The sequence below is a fragment of the Altericroceibacterium indicum genome, assembly GCF_009828105.1.
Taxonomy (GTDB): domain Bacteria; phylum Pseudomonadota; class Alphaproteobacteria; order Sphingomonadales; family Sphingomonadaceae; genus Altericroceibacterium; species Altericroceibacterium indicum.
In genome coordinates this window covers 646,946-664,715 of record NZ_WTYQ01000001.1, presented here as the reverse complement: position 1 = coordinate 664,715, position 17,770 = coordinate 646,946, and the positions used below count along the sequence as shown (strand labels likewise).

Here is a 17,770-nt window from a genome sequence, read left to right as displayed (position 1 = left end):
TTTAAAACGCCCCCTACTAATTTGTTAACCATTTATATACCATCTTTTCCATTGAGTAGACAAGCGGGTAAACAAAATTGAGCAACTGGTATCGATTGATGTGCCTTCCTCAGACTTATCGTCTTTTCCTTGCGTACTAAAAATTGCAGACCTAACGTTACAATTATGAGCTACTAATTTGCGAAGCGCAGTCAGTGCTCTTTTAATCAACGTGCCAAAAGGCAGTGATCAGCAGGGGGAGGGGTTTACGTGAATCTTTCTATTATAGCCGTTTTACTGGGTCTTCCGGCCATCATCTACGGTATATTCATTAGCCGCAAAGTTCTGAGTTCCGATCCTGGCAATGAGGAGATGCAACGCATAGCCTCAGCAATTCAGGAAGGTGCCCAAGCCTATTTGCTGCGTCAATATTTGACGATTGCGATTGTTGGCGTTGTCACGGCAATGGTTCTAGCCATTTTCCTTGGATGGATTTCAGCAATCGGTTTTGTAATAGGTGCAGTGCTTTCGGGTGCGGCAGGCTTCATCGGAATGAACATTTCTGTTCGCGCCAATGTACGCACAGCCGCAGCTGCGCGCAGCGGGCTGCAAGAGGGACTCACGCTCGCCTTCCAATCCGGGGCCGTTACCGGAATGTTGGTGGCAGGACTCGCGCTTATTGCAATTGCCGGCTCTTTTTACGTGCTGACCGTTCCCATGGCGCTGGCTGCCAATAGCCGAGCTGTCGTTGAAGCCTTGGTCGCCCTCGCATTCGGGGCATCGTTGATTTCGATCTTTGCTCGTCTGGGCGGTGGAATATTCACCAAAGCTGCAGATGTTGGGGCTGATCTGGTCGGCAAGGTTGAAGCAGGTATTCCTGAGGATGACCCACGGAACCCTGCTGTCATTGCGGACAATGTGGGCGATAACGTCGGTGATTGCGCTGGTATGGCCGCTGATCTGTTCGAGACCTATTTGGTGACAGTTGGCGCAACCATGGTGCTGACAGCATTACTAATGACGGGTCTTGGTGATGCGCTTGTTCCCATGATGAGTCTACCACTGTTGATTGGCGGCGTGTGCATTATTACCTCCATTATCGGCACATTCTTTGTCCGCCTTGGCTCAAGCCAATCTATCATGGGCGCCATGTATAAAGGCTTTTTAGTCACAGCTATTTTGTCGATCCCCGCAATACTCGTGGTATTTCAGTATGCGCTTGGCGACATGAGTGCTTCCATCGGCCAGTCCATCAGCTTTACAGGATGGGACCTGTTCTTATGCACTCTGATTGGGCTGGTTATCACCGGCCTGATTATCTGGATCACGGAGTATTACACCGGCACACAATATCGCCCGGTTCGCTCCATCGCTAAAGCTTCAGAAACAGGGCATGGCACCAATGTCATCCAAGGCTTGGCTATCAGTATGGAGGCAACGGCACTGCCAACGCTGGTGATTATCGCTGGGATCATAGGTTCCTATCAACTGGCCGGGCTCATCGGCATTGCATATGCTGCGACTGCGATGCTCGCGCTTGCTGGCATGGTTGTTGCGCTTGATGCTTATGGCCCGGTGACAGATAACGCCGGCGGCATTGCAGAGATGGCCGGGCTGGATGATACTGTCCGAGCAAGAACTGACGCGCTGGATGCTGTCGGCAATACCACAAAGGCTGTCACCAAAGGCTACGCAATTGCTTCTGCTGGCCTGGCGGCATTGGTGCTCTTTGCCGCTTATACCACTGACCTCACGGAGTTCTTTCCAGGCGTCGACGTCAATTTTAGCCTGGAAAACCCATATGTCATCGTAGGGCTACTCATCGGAGCCTTGCTGCCATATCTCTTTGGATCAATGGGAATGACCGCAGTGGGCCGGGCTGCCGGTGATGTCGTGAAAGATGTCCGCGAACAGTTTGCGAATGATAGCGGTATTATGCTCGGCACTTCCAAACCCAATTATGCTCGCACCGTGGATATGGTGACCAAGGCTGCGATCAAAGAGATGGTCGTCCCATCGCTGCTTCCTGTCTTTGCCCCAGTCATAGTCTACTTTGCGATTACCTTCGTCGCTGGTCAACAAAACGGCTTTGCTGCACTTGGGGCCCTATTGTTGGGGGTCATTATCAGCGGTCTGTTCGTGGCCCTTTCCATGACGTCTGGCGGTGGCGCGTGGGATAATGCCAAAAAATATATCGAAGATGGCCATCACGGCGGCAAAGGGTCTGAAGCTCATAAAGCAGCCGTGACCGGTGACACCGTCGGGGATCCTTACAAGGATACCGCAGGTCCAGCCGTTAACCCGATGATCAAGATCACCAACATTGTCGCACTGCTGCTGTTATCAGCTTTGGCCATGTAAAAGAGCCTTGCAGCCATTTTAGTGGGCTCAAAAGTTTATCTGCAATTGCCGCCTTATAGTTCATAATAGTGCAATTGAAGACTGAAGCACTTTGAGGCCACACTCAGTATTGCTGCAGCGCAATATTGAGTGTGGCTCTCTGCACACTAGATTTAGCTAAATGCATCCAGTCCATTGACGAAGTGACGGCAGGGTTTCAATGACATGGCAATGAACCAAACGCCAAATGCCAGCCCGATACCCGAACAGCTCGTCGCGGAGCTGGTTTTGCTGCTCGATCTGGAGCCGCGGGGGGGGGACCGATATATTGGCCGCCACCGTAAAGGTGGAACAGGCCGACTATTTGGCGGTCAGGTAATTGCTCAGGCATTGGGTGCGGCGCGTCGAACGGTTCCTGATGACCGCCATACACATTCACTTCACGCCTATTTCTTGCGTGGTGGAAGCGCTGACCACGATGTAGAATTTCGCGTAAAGCGCGATTTTGACGGTCGAAGCTTTTCAAATCGCAGAGTTGTGGCAAGCCAGCAGGGCCAGCCCATTCTCAATTTGACCATTTCCTTCCAATGCCCGCAGGAAGGCGTTGAGCATCAGTTGCCCCAGATGCCGAATGTGCCGACACCTGAAGAATTGCGGTCTGATGCTGTAATTCGAACTGAACTGGCTCAAAAAGTTACTGGGCCGATGCGAGAAATACTCCTGCGCCCTCGCCCAATTGATTTTAGATCGGTAGAGCCAAGAGATTGGCTCGATCCGCAGAAACGTCCACCTGTGTCACACGTATGGTTCCGCACCGTTGCTGAGCTTCCAGACACGCAATCAATCCACCGCGGCGTGCTGGCCTATGCGAGTGACTTCAACCTGCTCTCAACCAGCCTTCAGCCCCATGGCTTGAGCTACCACAAGGGCGAAGTGAAAGCTGCCAGCCTTGATCACGCAATCTGGTTTCATGACAATTTCAGAGCGGATGACTGGCTTCTATATGTAACAGAAAGCCCTTGGAGCGGCCTGTCACGAGGTTTCAACCGAGGGCAGATTTTTTCTCAGGACGGCCGGCTGGTAGCCAGCGTAGCGCAGGAAGGTATGATCCGCCCTTCCCGTACACCAGCCTGCAACATACGCGGCTAATCACGTCATCGCCCTAGCCACCAGTGTGATAAAAGTCGTAAATCTGTTGAGCCACAGCGACACTAATGCCAGGTGTTCGCTTCAAATCATCAAGGCTGGCTGCACGCACTTTACCTGCTGTGCCAAAATGCAGCAGCAATGCGCGTTTACGTGAAGGACCGATGCCGGGAATTTCATCCAGTGGAGATGCGCTTATCGCCCGGCTACGCTTGGCGCGATGCGCCCCAATGGCATAACGATGCGCTTCATCGCGAAGGCGTTGTAAATAGAACAACACCGGAGAATTCAACGGCAAGGTCTTTTCACGGCCATCCGGGAAATGAAAAACTTCGCGCCCCGCATTGCGATCCGGCCCTTTGGAGACGCCAATCAACGGAACATCTTCTATACCCAACTCTTCCAACGCATCTTTAACGCTGCTCATCTGACCTTTTCCACCATCAATAAGTACCAGATCCGGCCAGATCGACACGCCATGATCGGTCCGATCCCGGTCAGGATCGTCTTTCATGGCGCGGGAGAAGCGCCGATGCATCACTTCGCGCATCATGCCGAAATCATCATTGGTTTGAGCGCTTTTGATGTTGAACTTGCGATATTGGTTTTTCAGGAAACCTTGCTGCCCAGCAACGACCATTCCGCCGACTGAATTTGTCCCTTGAATATGGCTGTTATCGTAAATCTCGATGCGCTCAGGGCTTTCTGAAAGCTCGAGAAATTCGGTCAGTTCACGCATGATCCGTGCCTGAGTGCCGCTTTCCGCCAATCGCCTGTCCAACGCTTCCACTGCATTGCGCTGGGCCTGCTCCATCAACCTGCGGCGATCTCCACGCTGCGGGACGGATAATTCCACACGATGCCCTTCACCAGCCCCTAACGCTTCTTCCAATATCCGGGCATCAGGCAATTCACGATCCAGTAGAATGGTTCGTGGCGGTGGGACTTCCTCGTAAAATTGCGCGAGTACTCCTGCCAATACCTCTTCTTCACTGACGTCCTGCGTGTGACGAGGAAAGAATGCTCGGTGGCCCCAATTCTGTCCGCCACGGATAAAGAAGCCCTGCACTGCAACCTGCCCTCCCTTACTGGCCAGCGCAAATACATCCGCATTACCGACACCCTCAGCATTAACCGCCTGACTGCCTTGAATGAAGGTTGCCGCTCGCAACCGGTCACGCAGCATCGCAGCGCGTTCGAAGTCCAGTGCCTCAGCCGCCTCCTGCATCTGCTCTTCGATCTTGCGCTGCACGTTGAGGCTTTTTCCACCAAGGAAATCCTTCGCCTGCTGTACCAACTCATCATAGCCAGCACTGTCGATCCGTTCGACACAAGGCGCGCTGCATCGCTTTATTTGATACAAGAGGCATGGCCGATCACGCCGGGAAAAGAAGCTATCGGTGCAACTGCGCAGCAAAAACAGCTTTTGCAGCGCATTGATTGTGGTGTTGACACTGCCGGCACTAGCAAAGGGGCCGTAGTAATTACCCTTCGCTTTGCGTGCCCCGCGATGTTTCATTATCCGTGGGAACTCATGGTCTGAGCGCAACAGGATAAATGGAAAGCTCTTATCGTCACGCAGCAACACATTATATGGTGGACGAAAGCGCTTGATAAGCTGCGCTTCAAGCAGCAACGCCTCTGCTTCACTGTTGGTGGTGATAATCTCCATCCGCCGGGTTTGCGAAACCATCCGCTGCAGGCGATTGGTGAGATTGGCGATTTGAGTATAATTGGCGACGCGGTTCTTAAGCGCTCGCGCTTTACCAACGTATAATACGTCATCGCGTGCATCGAGCATTCGATACACACCAGGCTTGGGCTTGAGCACCTTAACAGTGTCACGAATGGCCTGCACACCCAGCTCTATATCGGGTTGAGCAGAGCGCACGGTATCTGTGGCACGTTCTTCATGGAAACGTTCAGCGCTGTCTCTGTTACGTGGTTCGGCAGGTTTTTCGGACATGGCCGGGAGATAGGCCCTCCCGGCCATGTCGTCACCCCGAAAGAGAGCGCTTTAGGATGTAATCAGAACAGTTTGCGCAATTCCAAACTAATGAAACGTCCGGTTGGGTCGATAAGGTAAGGTTGATAGCGCAATGGGATCTCTCCCTCATTATTAGTCACACGCTGACGTGCATCGAACACATTATCGACCTTGAACGAAATGCGAGAGTTTTTGAGCAAAGGAAGCTTCTTCGTCAGACTTTCCTGCTGACCAAGATCGACGAAAAGCCTGACATCAAAAGTAATCAAATCATCGAAGAAAACGTTAGAGCTCGTGCCATCAACATGCGATTTTCCGGTGTAAGTCCCGTCTGCTCGTAGTCCAAAGCCACGGTAAAACATCCCCCCACGCAGCTTGGCACTGTATCGTGGATTGCCGCTACTGCTAAGGGCATCACCTTCAAGAAGGTCCAACACCGGCCCACTCTCAGCAATCCAAACGCGATTTCTCAACTCAATTGAATTGGTAAGATTTACGAACCAACGCCCCTTCCCACCGCCGGGAGGACCAAAACGAGACCGACGACCACCAGAAGATTGTTTGGTTTTTTCAGCTCCATCAGCGTTTTGCGACTCATCAGGGGTTTTCTGCTGACTGCCTTCAGCACCAGTAGAATCTGCTGGCTTTCCAGCCTGCCTATCTCCCCGCGCCCCGCGCCCCGGACGCCCCTGGAAACGTCCATCAGCAGGGGTTTCTGCCTTCCCGAAAGATCCAGACAAATTGATGCCGATATCGATGCGCTCTTCTTTCTGCTGGTCAAAGGTAATCGGCCGCTGATCAATCGCGATTAGCATACCATCAGCGTCGCGCGTCACTCGGTCAGGGAAAGCTGCTTCAATCGCTGGCGTCAGTGTGGGGAAAGACGCCACTACATCATTGGTGCGATTGCGGAAATATTCGATATTGATGTTGGACCTTTCCAAGAAGGGCAGTTCCCACTGAAGGCCAAACTTCCAATCGCGTGCGCTCTGCTTGGAGAGGTCAGGGTTTCCGCCTGAAGTTACCCGCGCAAGCACAGTTTCGTCGTTCAAGAGATCGTAGACCTGAACATTGCTGGTAACGATTTCAGGATTTCCCAGCTGAGCCAATGTAGGGGCTGTATCCTCCGCAATGTGCGTAGCGGTGAACGTCAGTTTGGGTGTAACCCCCCAAGTAAAACCGGCGCTCCAATTGGCCAAAGTTCCAAAGTCTGAAAGCCGATCAACACCGCCTGACAAATTGAAATAAAGATCGCCAATCGCATCAAGCACGCCTTCGCGGCGGCTAGCGATGGGAATTCCGACATTTGCGCCTGCAGAAATATCACCGCGAGTGAGTTGAATGTCCCGATCGACATTACGCGTGTCAGCGCTTTCGATACGCTTCCAGTCAAAACCTCCATCCAATGTCACCGAGACATCGCCCGCTGGCAAGGTGAGCGGACTGCCCATAGCGGTCACCAGAGTGCTGGCTGCGTAGGTTTTCGTCCGGGCAGTGTCTCGCCCCGCATCGCCTAAATCCGGAATCTCACCAAAGATGTCAAAAGTTCCGGCTTTGGCAGCCGATATCAAGCCGTCGGTATCCGCATCTCGATCGGTAAAAGTACGAGAATTGGCAAAGCTCGAATCAAGCGTTGCCGAAATATCCCAGTTCCCCAAAGGCGCATTGAACGTGCTGCCAAGAGAGTAGGTGGATGTCCGGCTAGTGTTCTCCAAGGGATCAGCTGCACCAAACGTACGGAGCACGGAATTCCCTGCAGGATCTTGCAGCCGTACAGAGTTAAGCCCTTGCAAGCTCGTCGTATCGGAAAGCTCGTAAGTGCCGTTCAAACTGAGTGACGCACCGTTTTCCGCTAGCTTGCGTGACCAGTTGGCAGTGACTTCTCCCTCCGTCGCTTTACTAACCAAACTCCGGTAAGCTGCTGGATTGGGATCATTTGCGACAGGTGAAAGCGAGCTATCGGTCTGCAAGATGTTGCGCTCAGCCTCGGTCAACATGCTGGTACCTGTGAGGTTGCCCGTTACGTTGAAGCGATTTACCCCTTGAAGGTGCAAATAGGTTAGCTCCGCGTCCTCCTTGGAATACCCACCTTTACCCGGTTGCCCATATCCGACTTCGACCTGCTTGCTGGTAAAATTATCCTTGAGGATAATATTGATCACTCGCTGATCTGCAGAAAAACCGTATTTTTGCGCCACCTCTTCAGGTAGAATCTCGATCGTCTTGATGGCTTCAGGCGGGTAACTGCGCATCTCGCGGAAGCTGGAAATACGCATCCCATTGACGAGAAAAGCGGGCGAACCACCCCTGCCCCGACCACTCCCGGTCTGAGGGGCAAGAACCTCAATGAGTTCCGCCAGCGAGCCTGCACCATAGGCCGCGATGTCCTGCTCGTTCAGAACGAGAATGGGAGGCTGAGGCGCATCAACCTGACCACGCAACTTTTCCGCCACAACGATAATTTCATCAGCATCGTCAACAGCACCTTCTGGCTGGCTGACATCTTGTGCATAAGCGGGTGCAGAAACCAGAAAGGCAACTGCAAGTGCGATCGAACTGGAACAATTAGATGGTCGCAACGCGATACCCCTAAAAATCTAACACTACCCTTCCCGTTTAGGCAATGCCTCGTCAGCCGCCCAAACAGCAAGTCACAGGTTGTAACAAAATGTCGCTCGGCACTTAATTACGGCTAGTGGCAAGAGCACGAACCTTCGATGAACCGTCCTTTCGATTCTATGAAATGCTTCCAAGGCTTCCCTTTTGCTTCGCTTAGGACTATGGCGCGCCACCATGCAGACAAATCATTCTGGAAACTGAAATACATGGCAAAAGAAGAACTTCTCGAAATGCGCGGCCGGGTGGTGGAATTGCTTCCCAATGCGATGTTCCGGGTCGAGCTTGAAAACGGCCATGAAATTCTCGGCCACACAGCTGGCAAAATGCGTAAAAATCGCATTCGCGTGCTGGTGGGAGACGAGGTTCTTGTCGAACTCACGCCCTACGATCTGACAAAAGGTCGCATCACTTACCGCTTTATGCCTGGTCGTGGTGGACCCGGACCATCCTCCTGAGGATTTAACCAATCACCGCAAACACAAATGAAATGGTGAACTTAGCGCAGATGCCCTTGCTCCCGGTTCTCGTTTTAGGTTCGGCTAGCCCGCGACGGCGTGAACTTTTAGCCCGTCTCGGTGTAGAGCCAGCGCGCGTCGTACCTGCCGATATTGACGAAACACCGCAAGCAAATGAAATTCCGCGCGTCTACGCACGCCGGATGGCCATAGAAAAAGCGCAGGCTATCAGTGATGAACAAGCCTTTGTATTAACCGGTGACACCGTCGTCGCTGCCGGGCGTCGTATTCTGCCGAAAGCAGAGAGCGAAACCACAGCACGCAAATGCCTCGAATTGCTCTCAGGCCGGCGCCACCGCGTCTATTCATCCGTCGCTTTGCAAGCACCTGATGGCTCTATCCGCGAGAAAATGAGCGAAACTCACGTTCGTTTCAAACGGCTGAGCGACGAAGAAATTCGCTGCTATATCGAATCGGGTGAATGGCATGGCAAAGCCGGTGGGTATGCGATCCAAGGCAGTGCCGAAGGCTTGATTGATTGGATACAGGGCAGCCACTCCGGAGTGGTCGGATTACCTCTGTTTGAAACCCGCGCACTTCTGAAGTCCGCGGGTTTTTCGCTCGCCTGATCTGCCATGGTCTGGTTTGTCGAGAATGGGATCGGCGAACAGCGCGCATTGGAAGTCAAAAAAGGCCGTATCACGGCTGCACGACTTCAATGGCTCGACGAATTGTCCGCAGGGCAGGTGGATGACGCAAAGCTCATTTCTCGCAAATCAGGGTCATCGCGTGGAACGGTGCTGTTTCCAAGTGGCGAAGAGGCTCTGGTTGATCACTTACCTCAAGATGCTTCTGAAGGACGATTGCTGAGAGTTGAAGTCACCCGCGGTGCCATCCGCGAGGCGAAACGGACAAAGCTGGCTCATGCACACCCCAGCACTAAAGCTGTTAGAGCTGCTGATCTTACCTCAGATCTTCGCGCTGAGGGGTACCAGGCTGAGGAAGTTTATCGCTTCCCAGTCGATGGGTGGGATGACCTTATAGCTGACGCTCTGGAGGCTGAGATTAGCTTTTCCGGCGGTTCTCTTCAGTTTTCTCCTACGCCTGCAATGACATTGATTGATATCGACGGGAATATGCGAGGGATTGAACTCGCCTTGGCCGCTATTGCCCCAGTGGCGCAGGCTTTTCGCTTGTTTGAGGTCGGAGGCTCCATAGGCATTGATTTCCCGACATTGGAAACCAAAGCCGACCGTAAAGCTGTCGATCAAGCATTAGAGCTGGCACTGTCCAACTGGCCACATGAACGCACCGCAATGAGCGGGTTCGGCTTTGTTCACATCGTCAGCCGCTTTGCTCGTCCATCACTTTTTCATCGCGCTCATGGTCAGCGCCTCGATCTGGTTGCAAGGCACCTTCTACGGCAGGCTGAAAATCTGGAAAGTGCTGGGGCTATTCTGCTGACAGCACACCCATCAGTACTAGAACGAATCTCGCCCACTTTTCATTCTGATCTTGCAAGACGTACTGGCAGAGAAATTCGCCTTAAAGGATCTCCTGAGCTTGCGATTGAGGCGGGATTCGCACAGTCAGTGCCATTATGACCACGAAAACACTACGCCCCTGCCCGATCTGCAAAAAGCCTCGTAGCGAGGAATTCAGCCCATTCTGCTCCGCCAGATGCCGCGATCGCGACCTCGCACAATGGTTCAATGAGGGATATTCCGTGCCCGGTAGACCAGCCACTGACAATGATATTTCAAATGAGACATAATTCCCCCTTGCCAAGATCGTCTCAGCACGCCATAGGCCCGCTCACACCGCGAGACGGTCGGTCACCGACCGCCTAAAAATGCGGAGCCCGGATAGCTCAGTTGGTAGAGCATACGACTGAAAATCGTAGTGTCGGTGGTTCGAATCCACCTCCGGGCACCATCTTCCAGATATAAGTATTATATGTACGCCTTTAGGCGTGAATAGCCGAGATGTAAGGCAAAGTTGGAGGCGCGGTGCTTGCTCGTCCGCCAATCATTGCAGACGGTGCCTCTTCAATCTCCTCGCGCAAACCGAATCAGATTGGATGGGGTGAGCTAGTCCTTTTCCTGCAGCGAAGCGCAAGTTCGAACTATATGACCCGCTTCACGCCCGGCACTATCCTGATGGCACCTGACGCAGCAAAAGATCCGATGCAGGCTGCACAACCGACGATAGCAAACTTCGCCAAGGGCGCCACAGGCCAATTAGCCGTCAATATGCTGAATGCAACGACCACAGGCGGATGCAGGATGAATGCCCCAAAAGCATAGCGCCCAAGCGCCACTGTCACGGATATGGGTTTAGCCCACCACTTCCTTGCAGCAGCAAACAGGCCCAGAATTACCCCAAAAGCGACGAACGGGTCCCATAGAGCATAAAACAGAGCATTGATTGTCCACCCTCCATCAAATCCCTGAAGCCCTCGCAGCGATACCATCAGCGGCAAAGTCAAAATAACGATGATCGAGGCTGCTATCCATGGAAGCGCGTCACGAAAGGTAATTCTCTCAAGCAATTTGGATTTCGCTGCAACACAGCCGACCGTGAAGAAAAAGATATAACATGGGAAATAAGCCAGTTGGAGCCACAGCACTTCCTCTCCCACTGGTATCCATAACCTCACCACAAAACTCGTCAGGCCGATGGCAACACCGGTAAGAGCTATAGTAGCCCATAAGGGTAGTCCTTCCAGTGAATATGCCGGTTGATCTTGATGCTTAGCGAGCTTCACCAGCACGTAACATGCAGCAAAGATCAACAATGCCAAGGCAAACCACAATGGCCCAGGTCCAAAATCGCCAGCCATGATCAGAGCCCACCATTGCTGCCCGAATGGTGTTCCCTCGCCAATACGCGCAATCGCAATTGTCAGCGGATAAAGCACGAAGAAGAACGCCAAGAGCGGGAGGCCGAGCCGTAAAAGCCTGTCTGAAATGAACCGCACAGGCCCCTTTCGTTCATAGGAAAGCGGTGTGTAATAACCGGCCAGCAGGAAGAAAACGCTCATGAAATAAGATTGGTTGATCGCATTGAACATCACCAACAGGAAATTCGAGGCGTTCGGCTCCTGCCGCCAAAACCATCCGCCCGAACCGCCATAGCTGATGGCCGTGTGATGCAGGATAACCAGCATTGTCATGGCCACGCGAATGACATCGATTCCGGCGTTACGTACGCTGGCATTCAGTTCAAGAGGTCTTGGATTTGCAGTTCGATCAAGCATTTCGGAGGTATAATCCCCACCTGAAACATCAGGCCGTAATATCTGCGAACACGCTAATCTCGCCGACATAATGCAGCGAGGTCTTCCAGCATGGCTCCAGCCTTCGGTGGAGGCCGGCCAAAAATACAACTTTACGCCACTAAGCTAATGAGCTGATTACGGCCCGAATCCTTGGCAATATAAAGCGCTTTATCAGCTTCATTAAGCAGCTCTTCGAGACTTCCATTTTGCACTGAGTATGATGCTAAGCCGATACTGACGGTCACATTAGCAATCGGCAAAGGAGCCCATTTGAACTTCTCTATCGCTTGTCTGACACGCTCGCAGATGGCGAGAGATTTTTCGGGTGATGCCCCCGGCAAGACTATAACAAATTCTTCGCCACCCAAGCGTCCGACAAAATCCTTTTCACGCACACTCATGCTGCATTGATTGGTAATCTGCTTCAGCACTTCATCACCGGTCGCGTGACCCAGCCGATCATTGATGCGCTTGAAGTGATCAACATCCAAAATGGCCACAGACAGCGACTGGTTATGAGCGCGCGCTTCATCAATTGCTGCCTGGATAACAGCCATGGATTTGCGCCGATTACCAATACCCGTCAGTTGATCAGTTTCTGCCAAGAGCTTTGCTCGCTCGGCCTCATCCTGCGCTCTCTGACGTTCCTGATCTAATTCCCGCAATATTTCTACACGGCGTGTGACGTCCTGAAAGACCCCGTAGAGGCCGATAATGCCCCCTACAGTGTCAGTTTCCACTTCACCTCTTGTATTAACATGACGGATTTCACCATCGGAACGAACAATTCGGGCATCTGTGTCAAACGGCTGCCCCTCATTGACCGCATTCTCCACCAATTGGATGATCCATGCGCGATCATCCGGGTGGTAATTGTCAATCGCGGTATCGAGTTCAGGCTTATAGCTCTGATCTCTCCCATGAATTTTGTAAACCTCATCTGACCAGAACAATTCGCCAGTCACAAGGTTGAGATGCCAGTGCCCGACATGAGCCGTGCGTTCCGCCATCTCTATCAACCGAATGCCTCTCTTAATGCGAGAAAACATCCGTTTGCTTTCAGCAAGGACGACAGCGAGAGGAACTGTTGAAGCCAAAATTATCAAAATATAGAACTGGAGGAATAAAACCTGAGTATCATAGCTGGCATCAATCAGATGGATTGGTCCAAACCCCGTAGTTGTTGCGACAGATCCAATGGCAGTAATCAGCGTAACACTGACTGCGGCACCAAGCGTTCCGAGACGATAGACCACCATCAATACAAGGGCGGGCGGTAAAAACAGGAGTGGAAAGCGGCTCTGCAAGAACACACCGCCCGTTACAGCGCCGACCAGTGCGAAATAAGCCACAGACCGGGAAATATCTGTTAAGGAAAGTGGCCTGTGCTTGGATGTTACGGCGCTGGCGAACAGCATGATGACAGGAGTGACAATCAAAATTCCCAAAGCAACGGTGGTGAACCAGGAGATAAAAAAGCGGCTGTTCCAATAGCCTAGAATGGCCATGGCAAGGCATGCGCTCCATAATGCACCGAGCACTGCCGCGACGGCAAAACGCTTAACTGCATCTGCATCATCAAGAGAAAACTGCGCTTTTCCGCCATGTGAAACGAGCCATGTGACCAAAATAGCTTCTGCTACATTGGAACAACTGAAGCCCAAGGCAACCATCGGCGGAATTCTATCCGCTATATTACCGACCGTGCTGGATACCATCACCGCAACGATAATCCAGAACTGGCGTTGACGGTTTGCGAGAAGCAAAGCTGCGACAAATAGACCGCTTGCCGGCCACACCGTTGCAATCCCCGTTTCCCCTCTTGAAAGGTGAAAAGAGGCGAAAGCCAAAGCGTAATAAGCCAGCCCGATGATAACGGGCCAAAAAATATTTCTAAGGGTTTGCACGGAGGGCCTTAACATTAACAGATGATAAAATATTAAGGATTAACAAGTCGATAAGTTTCAAAATATCGCCATTGCCAGGCAAGATTTTTCGACACTCGAAAAGATACTGAGCGGAACCTAAAGGCACCTAAGAGGCGTTCAAAGGAAGCCAAAGTGTCCAGAAAACCGCATGAGCTCGATGTCTGAGATAAGAGGAAATTATGCCAACAATTGCCATCATCGGTGCAGGAGCCATGGGCGCTGGAATGGGCCGTCGGTTGAAGGAAAATGGCTGCCGGGTGCTGACCAATCTCGATGGCCGAAGTGATGCTAGTCAGAAGCGTGCTACGCAAAGCGGCATGGAGCATGTGCCTATTGCTGAAATGGCACTCGCCGATCTGGTTTTGTCGATTGTACCACCTGTGGAAGCTGGCCGTGTTGTGGAAAGCCTTGCCCCCTTATTCGCGCAAGACAAGTCTCCACTCTTTTGCGATGCCAATGCGATTTCACCTGAAACGATGCACTCCCTCGCTCAACGCGTGGAAGCACTCGGTGGTATCGCCACGGATGGTGGAATTATCGGCGCGCCCCCGGCTGAACATCATGACGGCCCAAGGCTCTATGTTTCAGGCCCTCAAGCCAGCGCGTTCAAGATACTGGCGAACTATGGCATCGATGTTCGTATTCTCAGCGGGCCGATTGGTTCGGTCAGCGCGCTCAAGATGTGTTATGGCGGGATCAACAAGGGGATTATCGGCCTGACTACCGCTTTGCTGCTGGCGGCAGAGCGCCATGGTGCTGGTGAGAATTTGCGCGCCGAGTTCGAAATTTCACAGCGGCATTTGCTGGAAAATTCTCGCCGCACAATTCCACAGATGTACCCTAAAGCCTATCGCTGGGATGGCGAAATGGCCGAAATCAGCAGTTTCCTGGCAAAAGATGATCCCGCCGCCGCGATGATCTGGCAGGGGTTAGCCCAATTCTTCACGGACCGCGCCGCTGCCGAGCCAGAAGGAGCAGAGCTTGCCAGTCTGCAAGCCCTGCTCAAATAAGCACGAAGGCTTGATGCTAAAATGCCTGCGACACGCCAAGCTTGGCCGTGAACCCCAGCGCATTGGCTGTTAGCGGGTCATAATTCTGATCAAGCCGGGCAAAGGGTGGCGCCACGTCAAAGATGTTGCTCAGAGTGAGTGACAGGCTGGTACGGCTCGGCAGAGTGACGCGGTAGGTCATATCAACTGTTGTAAAACTGCCGACATGCTTACCAGCTGTCACGGCACTGCCCGCCAAAGCACCATTGTTAGGGCCGAACACTGCATCCCCTCGCTGATCGGTATAACCATCGATGTAATTAAGCTGGAAACGCAGCGATTGCTGACCCCATAGACCTTGCACAAAGGCCTGCCCCTTCCACTGTGGTAGAGGATAAGCGGTGGTTTGATAGTTGAGGCTGCCCACAGCATCGAAGGCTGGCTGCACGGTGATGCCTTCCACCACCACATCGCCAACCTTATATTCGATCACATAGGTGCCTGACGCCCCGCCCTGCACTATCACGCCACCAAGCGCCGCTTGCGCCTTGACCTGAAAATCAAGGCCTGAGGTACTCACATCGGCAGAGTTGATATTATAGGTGGTGAAGCGCTGAACATTGGAAGCTGAGCAGACATCCCCGGAAAAGGTGAAGCGTCCTTCCAGCCCGGCATACTCAGGATTGCCGCAATTGGCATTGCCGCTCGCTCCGAAGAGCGCAGAAACAATCCCGTTCACTGGTTCGCCTTCAATCGCGCCTTTGAAATCATAGCGCCAATAATCAAGGCTGGCGCTGAATGTCCCCTGCTCCACGATCAGCCCGGCATTGTAAGTGGTTGCTCTTTCCGGCTTCAACGCGGGGTTGGCGCGCTGGTCAACCGGACGGAAAGAACCACCAATGAAGTTCATCACCACGAGATCCGCACCGGTGGTTTCCGATGGTGGCCCACGAAAGGTGGAGCCAACCCCGCCCCGCAAAGCCAGCCAATCGTTCACCTGTGCTTTCAGACGGATTTGCGGATCGAAAGTGGAGCCGGTTCGGCTGCCATAATCTTCATAACGGGCGGAAATCTGCGCTTGAATTTGCTCGGTCAATGGAAGCCGTAATTCACCGAACACTGCCCAGACATCGCTGAAAACAGACACATTGCGGTTGGACCCCAGAAAGCCAATCGGACCCACTTCCGTGTCGCACGTGGCATTGGCGACCAGCACCGAGCCAGGGCATGGGTAAACATCAAGATTATTCGTCGCGCCATAGGACCGGGCATAGCGGTTGTTACGATATTGCCCGCCAAGTGCGAATTGCACATCGCCGCCGGGCAGCGTCAGCCCCGTTGCGCCGGACAGCACCATATCGCCGACCCACTGCCGCGTATTGGCCCCGCGTTCGATCACGGTGAAGAAACTATTAGCCACATCCGGGCCGTTTATCAGGCCAGCACCGGGGGTGAGGTCCAATCCCAGCGGGTTGCTCGTGCCAGCATAATTGGGATTGGCGATGCCGGTGATGGTGTTCCGTTCCACCCCGCTGGAAAAGGGATTGAGGAACAGGCAGCCATTGGTGCCAGCCAATGCAGCAAGCTGGCTATCACTCAGACTAGCGCGCGATTGAGGCGTGGCATAGGCGCAACTCGATCCACCAAAGCCTGCCAGCGCATTTTGTAACAAATCGACAAATGTATCACCGCCCTGAAAATAGCGATCATACTGGCTGAAAGTGACACTGGTGCTGAGGTTGAGACTGTCTGACAGTTTCGCATCAAGCGTACCGGACACATGATAAAAATCAGAATGCCGGTCCAGCACAGCCGCGCCCCGGTCATTGTCATAAAGTGGATTGCCTGATGTCAGCAAAGGCCGAAAGCGCACAGGATAAGCCAGCGCTGCCTGATCGGGCTTACCATCATTCCCAAGTGAACAGCCCGCTTGCGCCCCATAGCGATTGCAATAGTCAATCAGCGCAGGTGAATAGGATGGGATGACAAACAGCCCGGTGCCGCCATAGGCCGCATTCTCAGATGGTGAGATCGTCGGCAGATAGCTTGGCGTGGTAGTCAGCACCGTATCCGTATGGCCATAGAGGCCCGTCAGCCTGAGATTAACCCTGTCACCCAATGGCACGTCCAGATCGCCAAAGAACTGATAGCGGTCTTCCGGCTCGATGAGGTTGGAATAAGACAGGTAATCATTGTTGCACAGATCAGTATTCGATCCGGGGCGTGAACGGAAACCGCCCAGCGCCTCGCATCCTTCATCGGACGTGAAGGAAAGACCGCCTTCATAACCGTTAAAGTCAAAATTACCGGGATTGCCCCCGCCAGACCACCCACCCTGCGGGTTTTCATCATATGACTTACGCGCAAAAGCGCGGTCAGTAGTTTTGAGTTCGGAGCGGTGCTGATAGCCCGCCGATAGGAACAGCCGGGCACCACCCAGCGCTCCGCCCCAACTGGCCGATACACTGCCGTCACCATCGGAGCCATCAATATAGCGATAGTCTCCGCCAACCAGAAACCCTTCCTGATCGGTGCGGGTGACGAAGTTCACCACCCCGGCAATCGCATCGGAACCATACGTTGCCGCCGCGCCATCTTTCAAAATATCGATCCGTGCCAGCGATGCGGCGGGGATCATATTGATGTCCACCACCGGCACATTGCCCGATGCGCTCGACACCATGCGCTTGCCGTTCAACAGCACCAGCGTCCGCTGCGGGCCAAGGCTGCGCAAGTTTATGGAGGCCGTGCCTTCATTGAACTGGCTGCGGGAATCGAACTGTGCGGATTCCGCCAGCGTGCCATTGGAATTGGGCAATTGGCGGATCAGGTCGACCATGGTGGGCGATCCCTGCTCCGCCAGATCCTCAGCAGTGATAACATCAACCGGCGCCGCAGCATCTTCGGAGGCTTGACGGATCAGCGTTCCCGTCACAAGAATTTCTGTGCTTGCTGACCCTTGGCCATTAGCGTCAGCCGCTTGCGCTATCATGGGCATGGCAGTGCTGACCAAGCCGCCAGCAAGCGTGAGAACCATAGGCGAGGCC

At 53.1% G+C, this 17,770-nt stretch carries 12 protein-coding genes and 1 tRNA gene; 8 read left to right on the top strand and 5 right to left on the bottom strand.

Going from position 1 to position 17,770, the window contains the following annotated elements:
* Positions 1-249 precede the first annotated feature (249 nt).
* Together GRI39_RS03255 and GRI39_RS03250 are read left to right on the top strand one after the other, a co-directional pair.
* Positions 250-2,340 (top strand): sodium-translocating pyrophosphatase, encoded by a 2,091-nt coding sequence (locus GRI39_RS03255; RefSeq protein ID WP_160738230.1) that lies wholly within the window; start codon positions 250-252, stop codon positions 2,338-2,340.
* A 210-nt stretch (positions 2,341-2,550) separates the two neighbouring features.
* Positions 2,551-3,468, top strand: a complete 918-nt coding sequence (locus tag GRI39_RS03250) for an acyl-CoA thioesterase (RefSeq protein ID WP_160738229.1) — start codon at positions 2,551-2,553, stop codon at positions 3,466-3,468.
* 13 nt (positions 3,469-3,481) lie between these two features.
* On the opposite strand, the gene uvrC is transcribed toward GRI39_RS03250, so the two are convergent.
* Both uvrC and GRI39_RS03240 read right to left on the bottom strand, forming a co-directional pair.
* Positions 3,482-5,431 (bottom strand): excinuclease ABC subunit UvrC, encoded by a 1,950-nt coding sequence (uvrC, locus tag GRI39_RS03245; protein ID WP_160738602.1) that lies wholly within the window; start codon positions 5,429-5,431, stop codon positions 3,482-3,484.
* A 62-nt stretch (positions 5,432-5,493) separates the two neighbouring features.
* A complete protein-coding gene (locus GRI39_RS03240; protein ID WP_160738228.1) occupies positions 5,494-8,031 on the bottom strand; it encodes a TonB-dependent receptor plug domain-containing protein in 2,538 nt (845 codons plus the stop codon).
* A gap of 246 nt (positions 8,032-8,277) precedes the next feature.
* Here GRI39_RS03240 and infA point away from each other — a divergent pair, with 246 nt between their 5' ends.
* From infA to GRI39_RS03215, 5 genes are all read left to right on the top strand, one after another.
* The gene (gene infA / locus GRI39_RS03235) at positions 8,278-8,526 is read left to right on the top strand and encodes a translation initiation factor IF-1 (protein WP_120325352.1); all 249 of its coding nucleotides are present in this window, start codon (positions 8,278-8,280) and stop codon (positions 8,524-8,526) included.
* A 32-nt stretch (positions 8,527-8,558) separates the two neighbouring features.
* Complete coding sequence (locus GRI39_RS03230) at positions 8,559-9,155, top strand: Maf family protein (protein WP_160738227.1); 597 nt, start codon at positions 8,559-8,561, stop codon at positions 9,153-9,155.
* Positions 9,156-9,161: 6 nt separating this feature from the next.
* Positions 9,162-10,130: a ribonuclease E/G gene (locus GRI39_RS03225; protein ID WP_160738226.1), complete on the top strand. Its 969-nt coding sequence runs from the start codon at positions 9,162-9,164 to the stop codon at positions 10,128-10,130.
* Positions 10,127-10,300: a DNA gyrase inhibitor YacG gene (locus tag GRI39_RS03220; RefSeq protein ID WP_160738225.1), complete on the top strand. Its 174-nt coding sequence runs from the start codon at positions 10,127-10,129 to the stop codon at positions 10,298-10,300. The genes GRI39_RS03225 and GRI39_RS03220 overlap by 4 nt, the downstream gene beginning before the upstream one ends.
* 85 nt (positions 10,301-10,385) lie before the next feature.
* A tRNA-Phe gene (locus GRI39_RS03215) sits at positions 10,386-10,461 on the top strand.
* A 190-nt stretch (positions 10,462-10,651) separates the two neighbouring features.
* On the opposite strand, the gene GRI39_RS03210 is transcribed toward GRI39_RS03215, so the two are convergent.
* Together GRI39_RS03210 and GRI39_RS03205 are read right to left on the bottom strand one after the other, a co-directional pair.
* A complete protein-coding gene (locus GRI39_RS03210) occupies positions 10,652-11,785 on the bottom strand; it encodes an acyltransferase family protein (protein ID WP_160738224.1) in 1,134 nt (377 codons plus the stop codon).
* Positions 11,786-11,916: 131 nt separating this feature from the next.
* Entirely contained in the window at positions 11,917-13,713 is a 1,797-nt protein-coding gene (locus GRI39_RS03205) for a diguanylate cyclase (protein ID WP_160738223.1), read from the bottom strand.
* 200 nt (positions 13,714-13,913) lie between these two features.
* On the opposite strand from GRI39_RS03205, the gene GRI39_RS03200 reads away from it, so the two are divergent.
* Positions 13,914-14,744 carry a DUF1932 domain-containing protein gene (locus GRI39_RS03200; protein WP_160738222.1) on the top strand — a complete coding sequence of 277 codons (831 nt, stop codon included), beginning with the start codon at positions 13,914-13,916 and terminating at the stop codon, positions 14,742-14,744.
* Positions 14,745-14,760: 16 nt separating this feature from the next.
* On the opposite strand, the gene GRI39_RS03195 is transcribed toward GRI39_RS03200, so the two are convergent.
* Positions 14,761-17,760, bottom strand: coding sequence for a TonB-dependent receptor plug domain-containing protein (locus tag GRI39_RS03195; protein ID WP_160738221.1), 3,000 nt, complete (start codon positions 17,758-17,760; stop codon positions 14,761-14,763).
* Positions 17,761-17,770: the final 10 nt, after the last annotated feature.

Bases quoted from the DNA above. Each gene is read 5' to 3' on its own strand.
- GRI39_RS03250 (WP_160738229.1), top strand. From the start codon at position 2,551: ATGAACCAAACGCCAAATGCCAGCCCGATACCCGAACAGCTCGTCGCG.
- GRI39_RS03230 (WP_160738227.1), top strand. From the start codon at position 8,559: ATGGTGAACTTAGCGCAGATGCCCTTGCTCCCGGTTCTCGTTTTAGGT.
- GRI39_RS03195 (WP_160738221.1), bottom strand. From the start codon at position 17,760: ATGGTTCTCACGCTTGCTGGCGGCTTGGTCAGCACTGCCATGCCCATG.
- GRI39_RS03210 (WP_160738224.1), bottom strand. From the start codon at position 11,785: ATGCTTGATCGAACTGCAAATCCAAGACCTCTTGAACTGAATGCCAGC.
- GRI39_RS03225 (WP_160738226.1), top strand. From the start codon at position 9,162: ATGGTCTGGTTTGTCGAGAATGGGATCGGCGAACAGCGCGCATTGGAA.
- GRI39_RS03200 (WP_160738222.1), top strand. From the start codon at position 13,914: ATGCCAACAATTGCCATCATCGGTGCAGGAGCCATGGGCGCTGGAATG.
- GRI39_RS03220 (WP_160738225.1), top strand. From the start codon at position 10,127: ATGACCACGAAAACACTACGCCCCTGCCCGATCTGCAAAAAGCCTCGT.
- uvrC (WP_160738602.1), bottom strand. From the start codon at position 5,431: ATGTCCGAAAAACCTGCCGAACCACGTAACAGAGACAGCGCTGAACGT.
- infA (WP_120325352.1), top strand. From the start codon at position 8,278: ATGGCAAAAGAAGAACTTCTCGAAATGCGCGGCCGGGTGGTGGAATTG.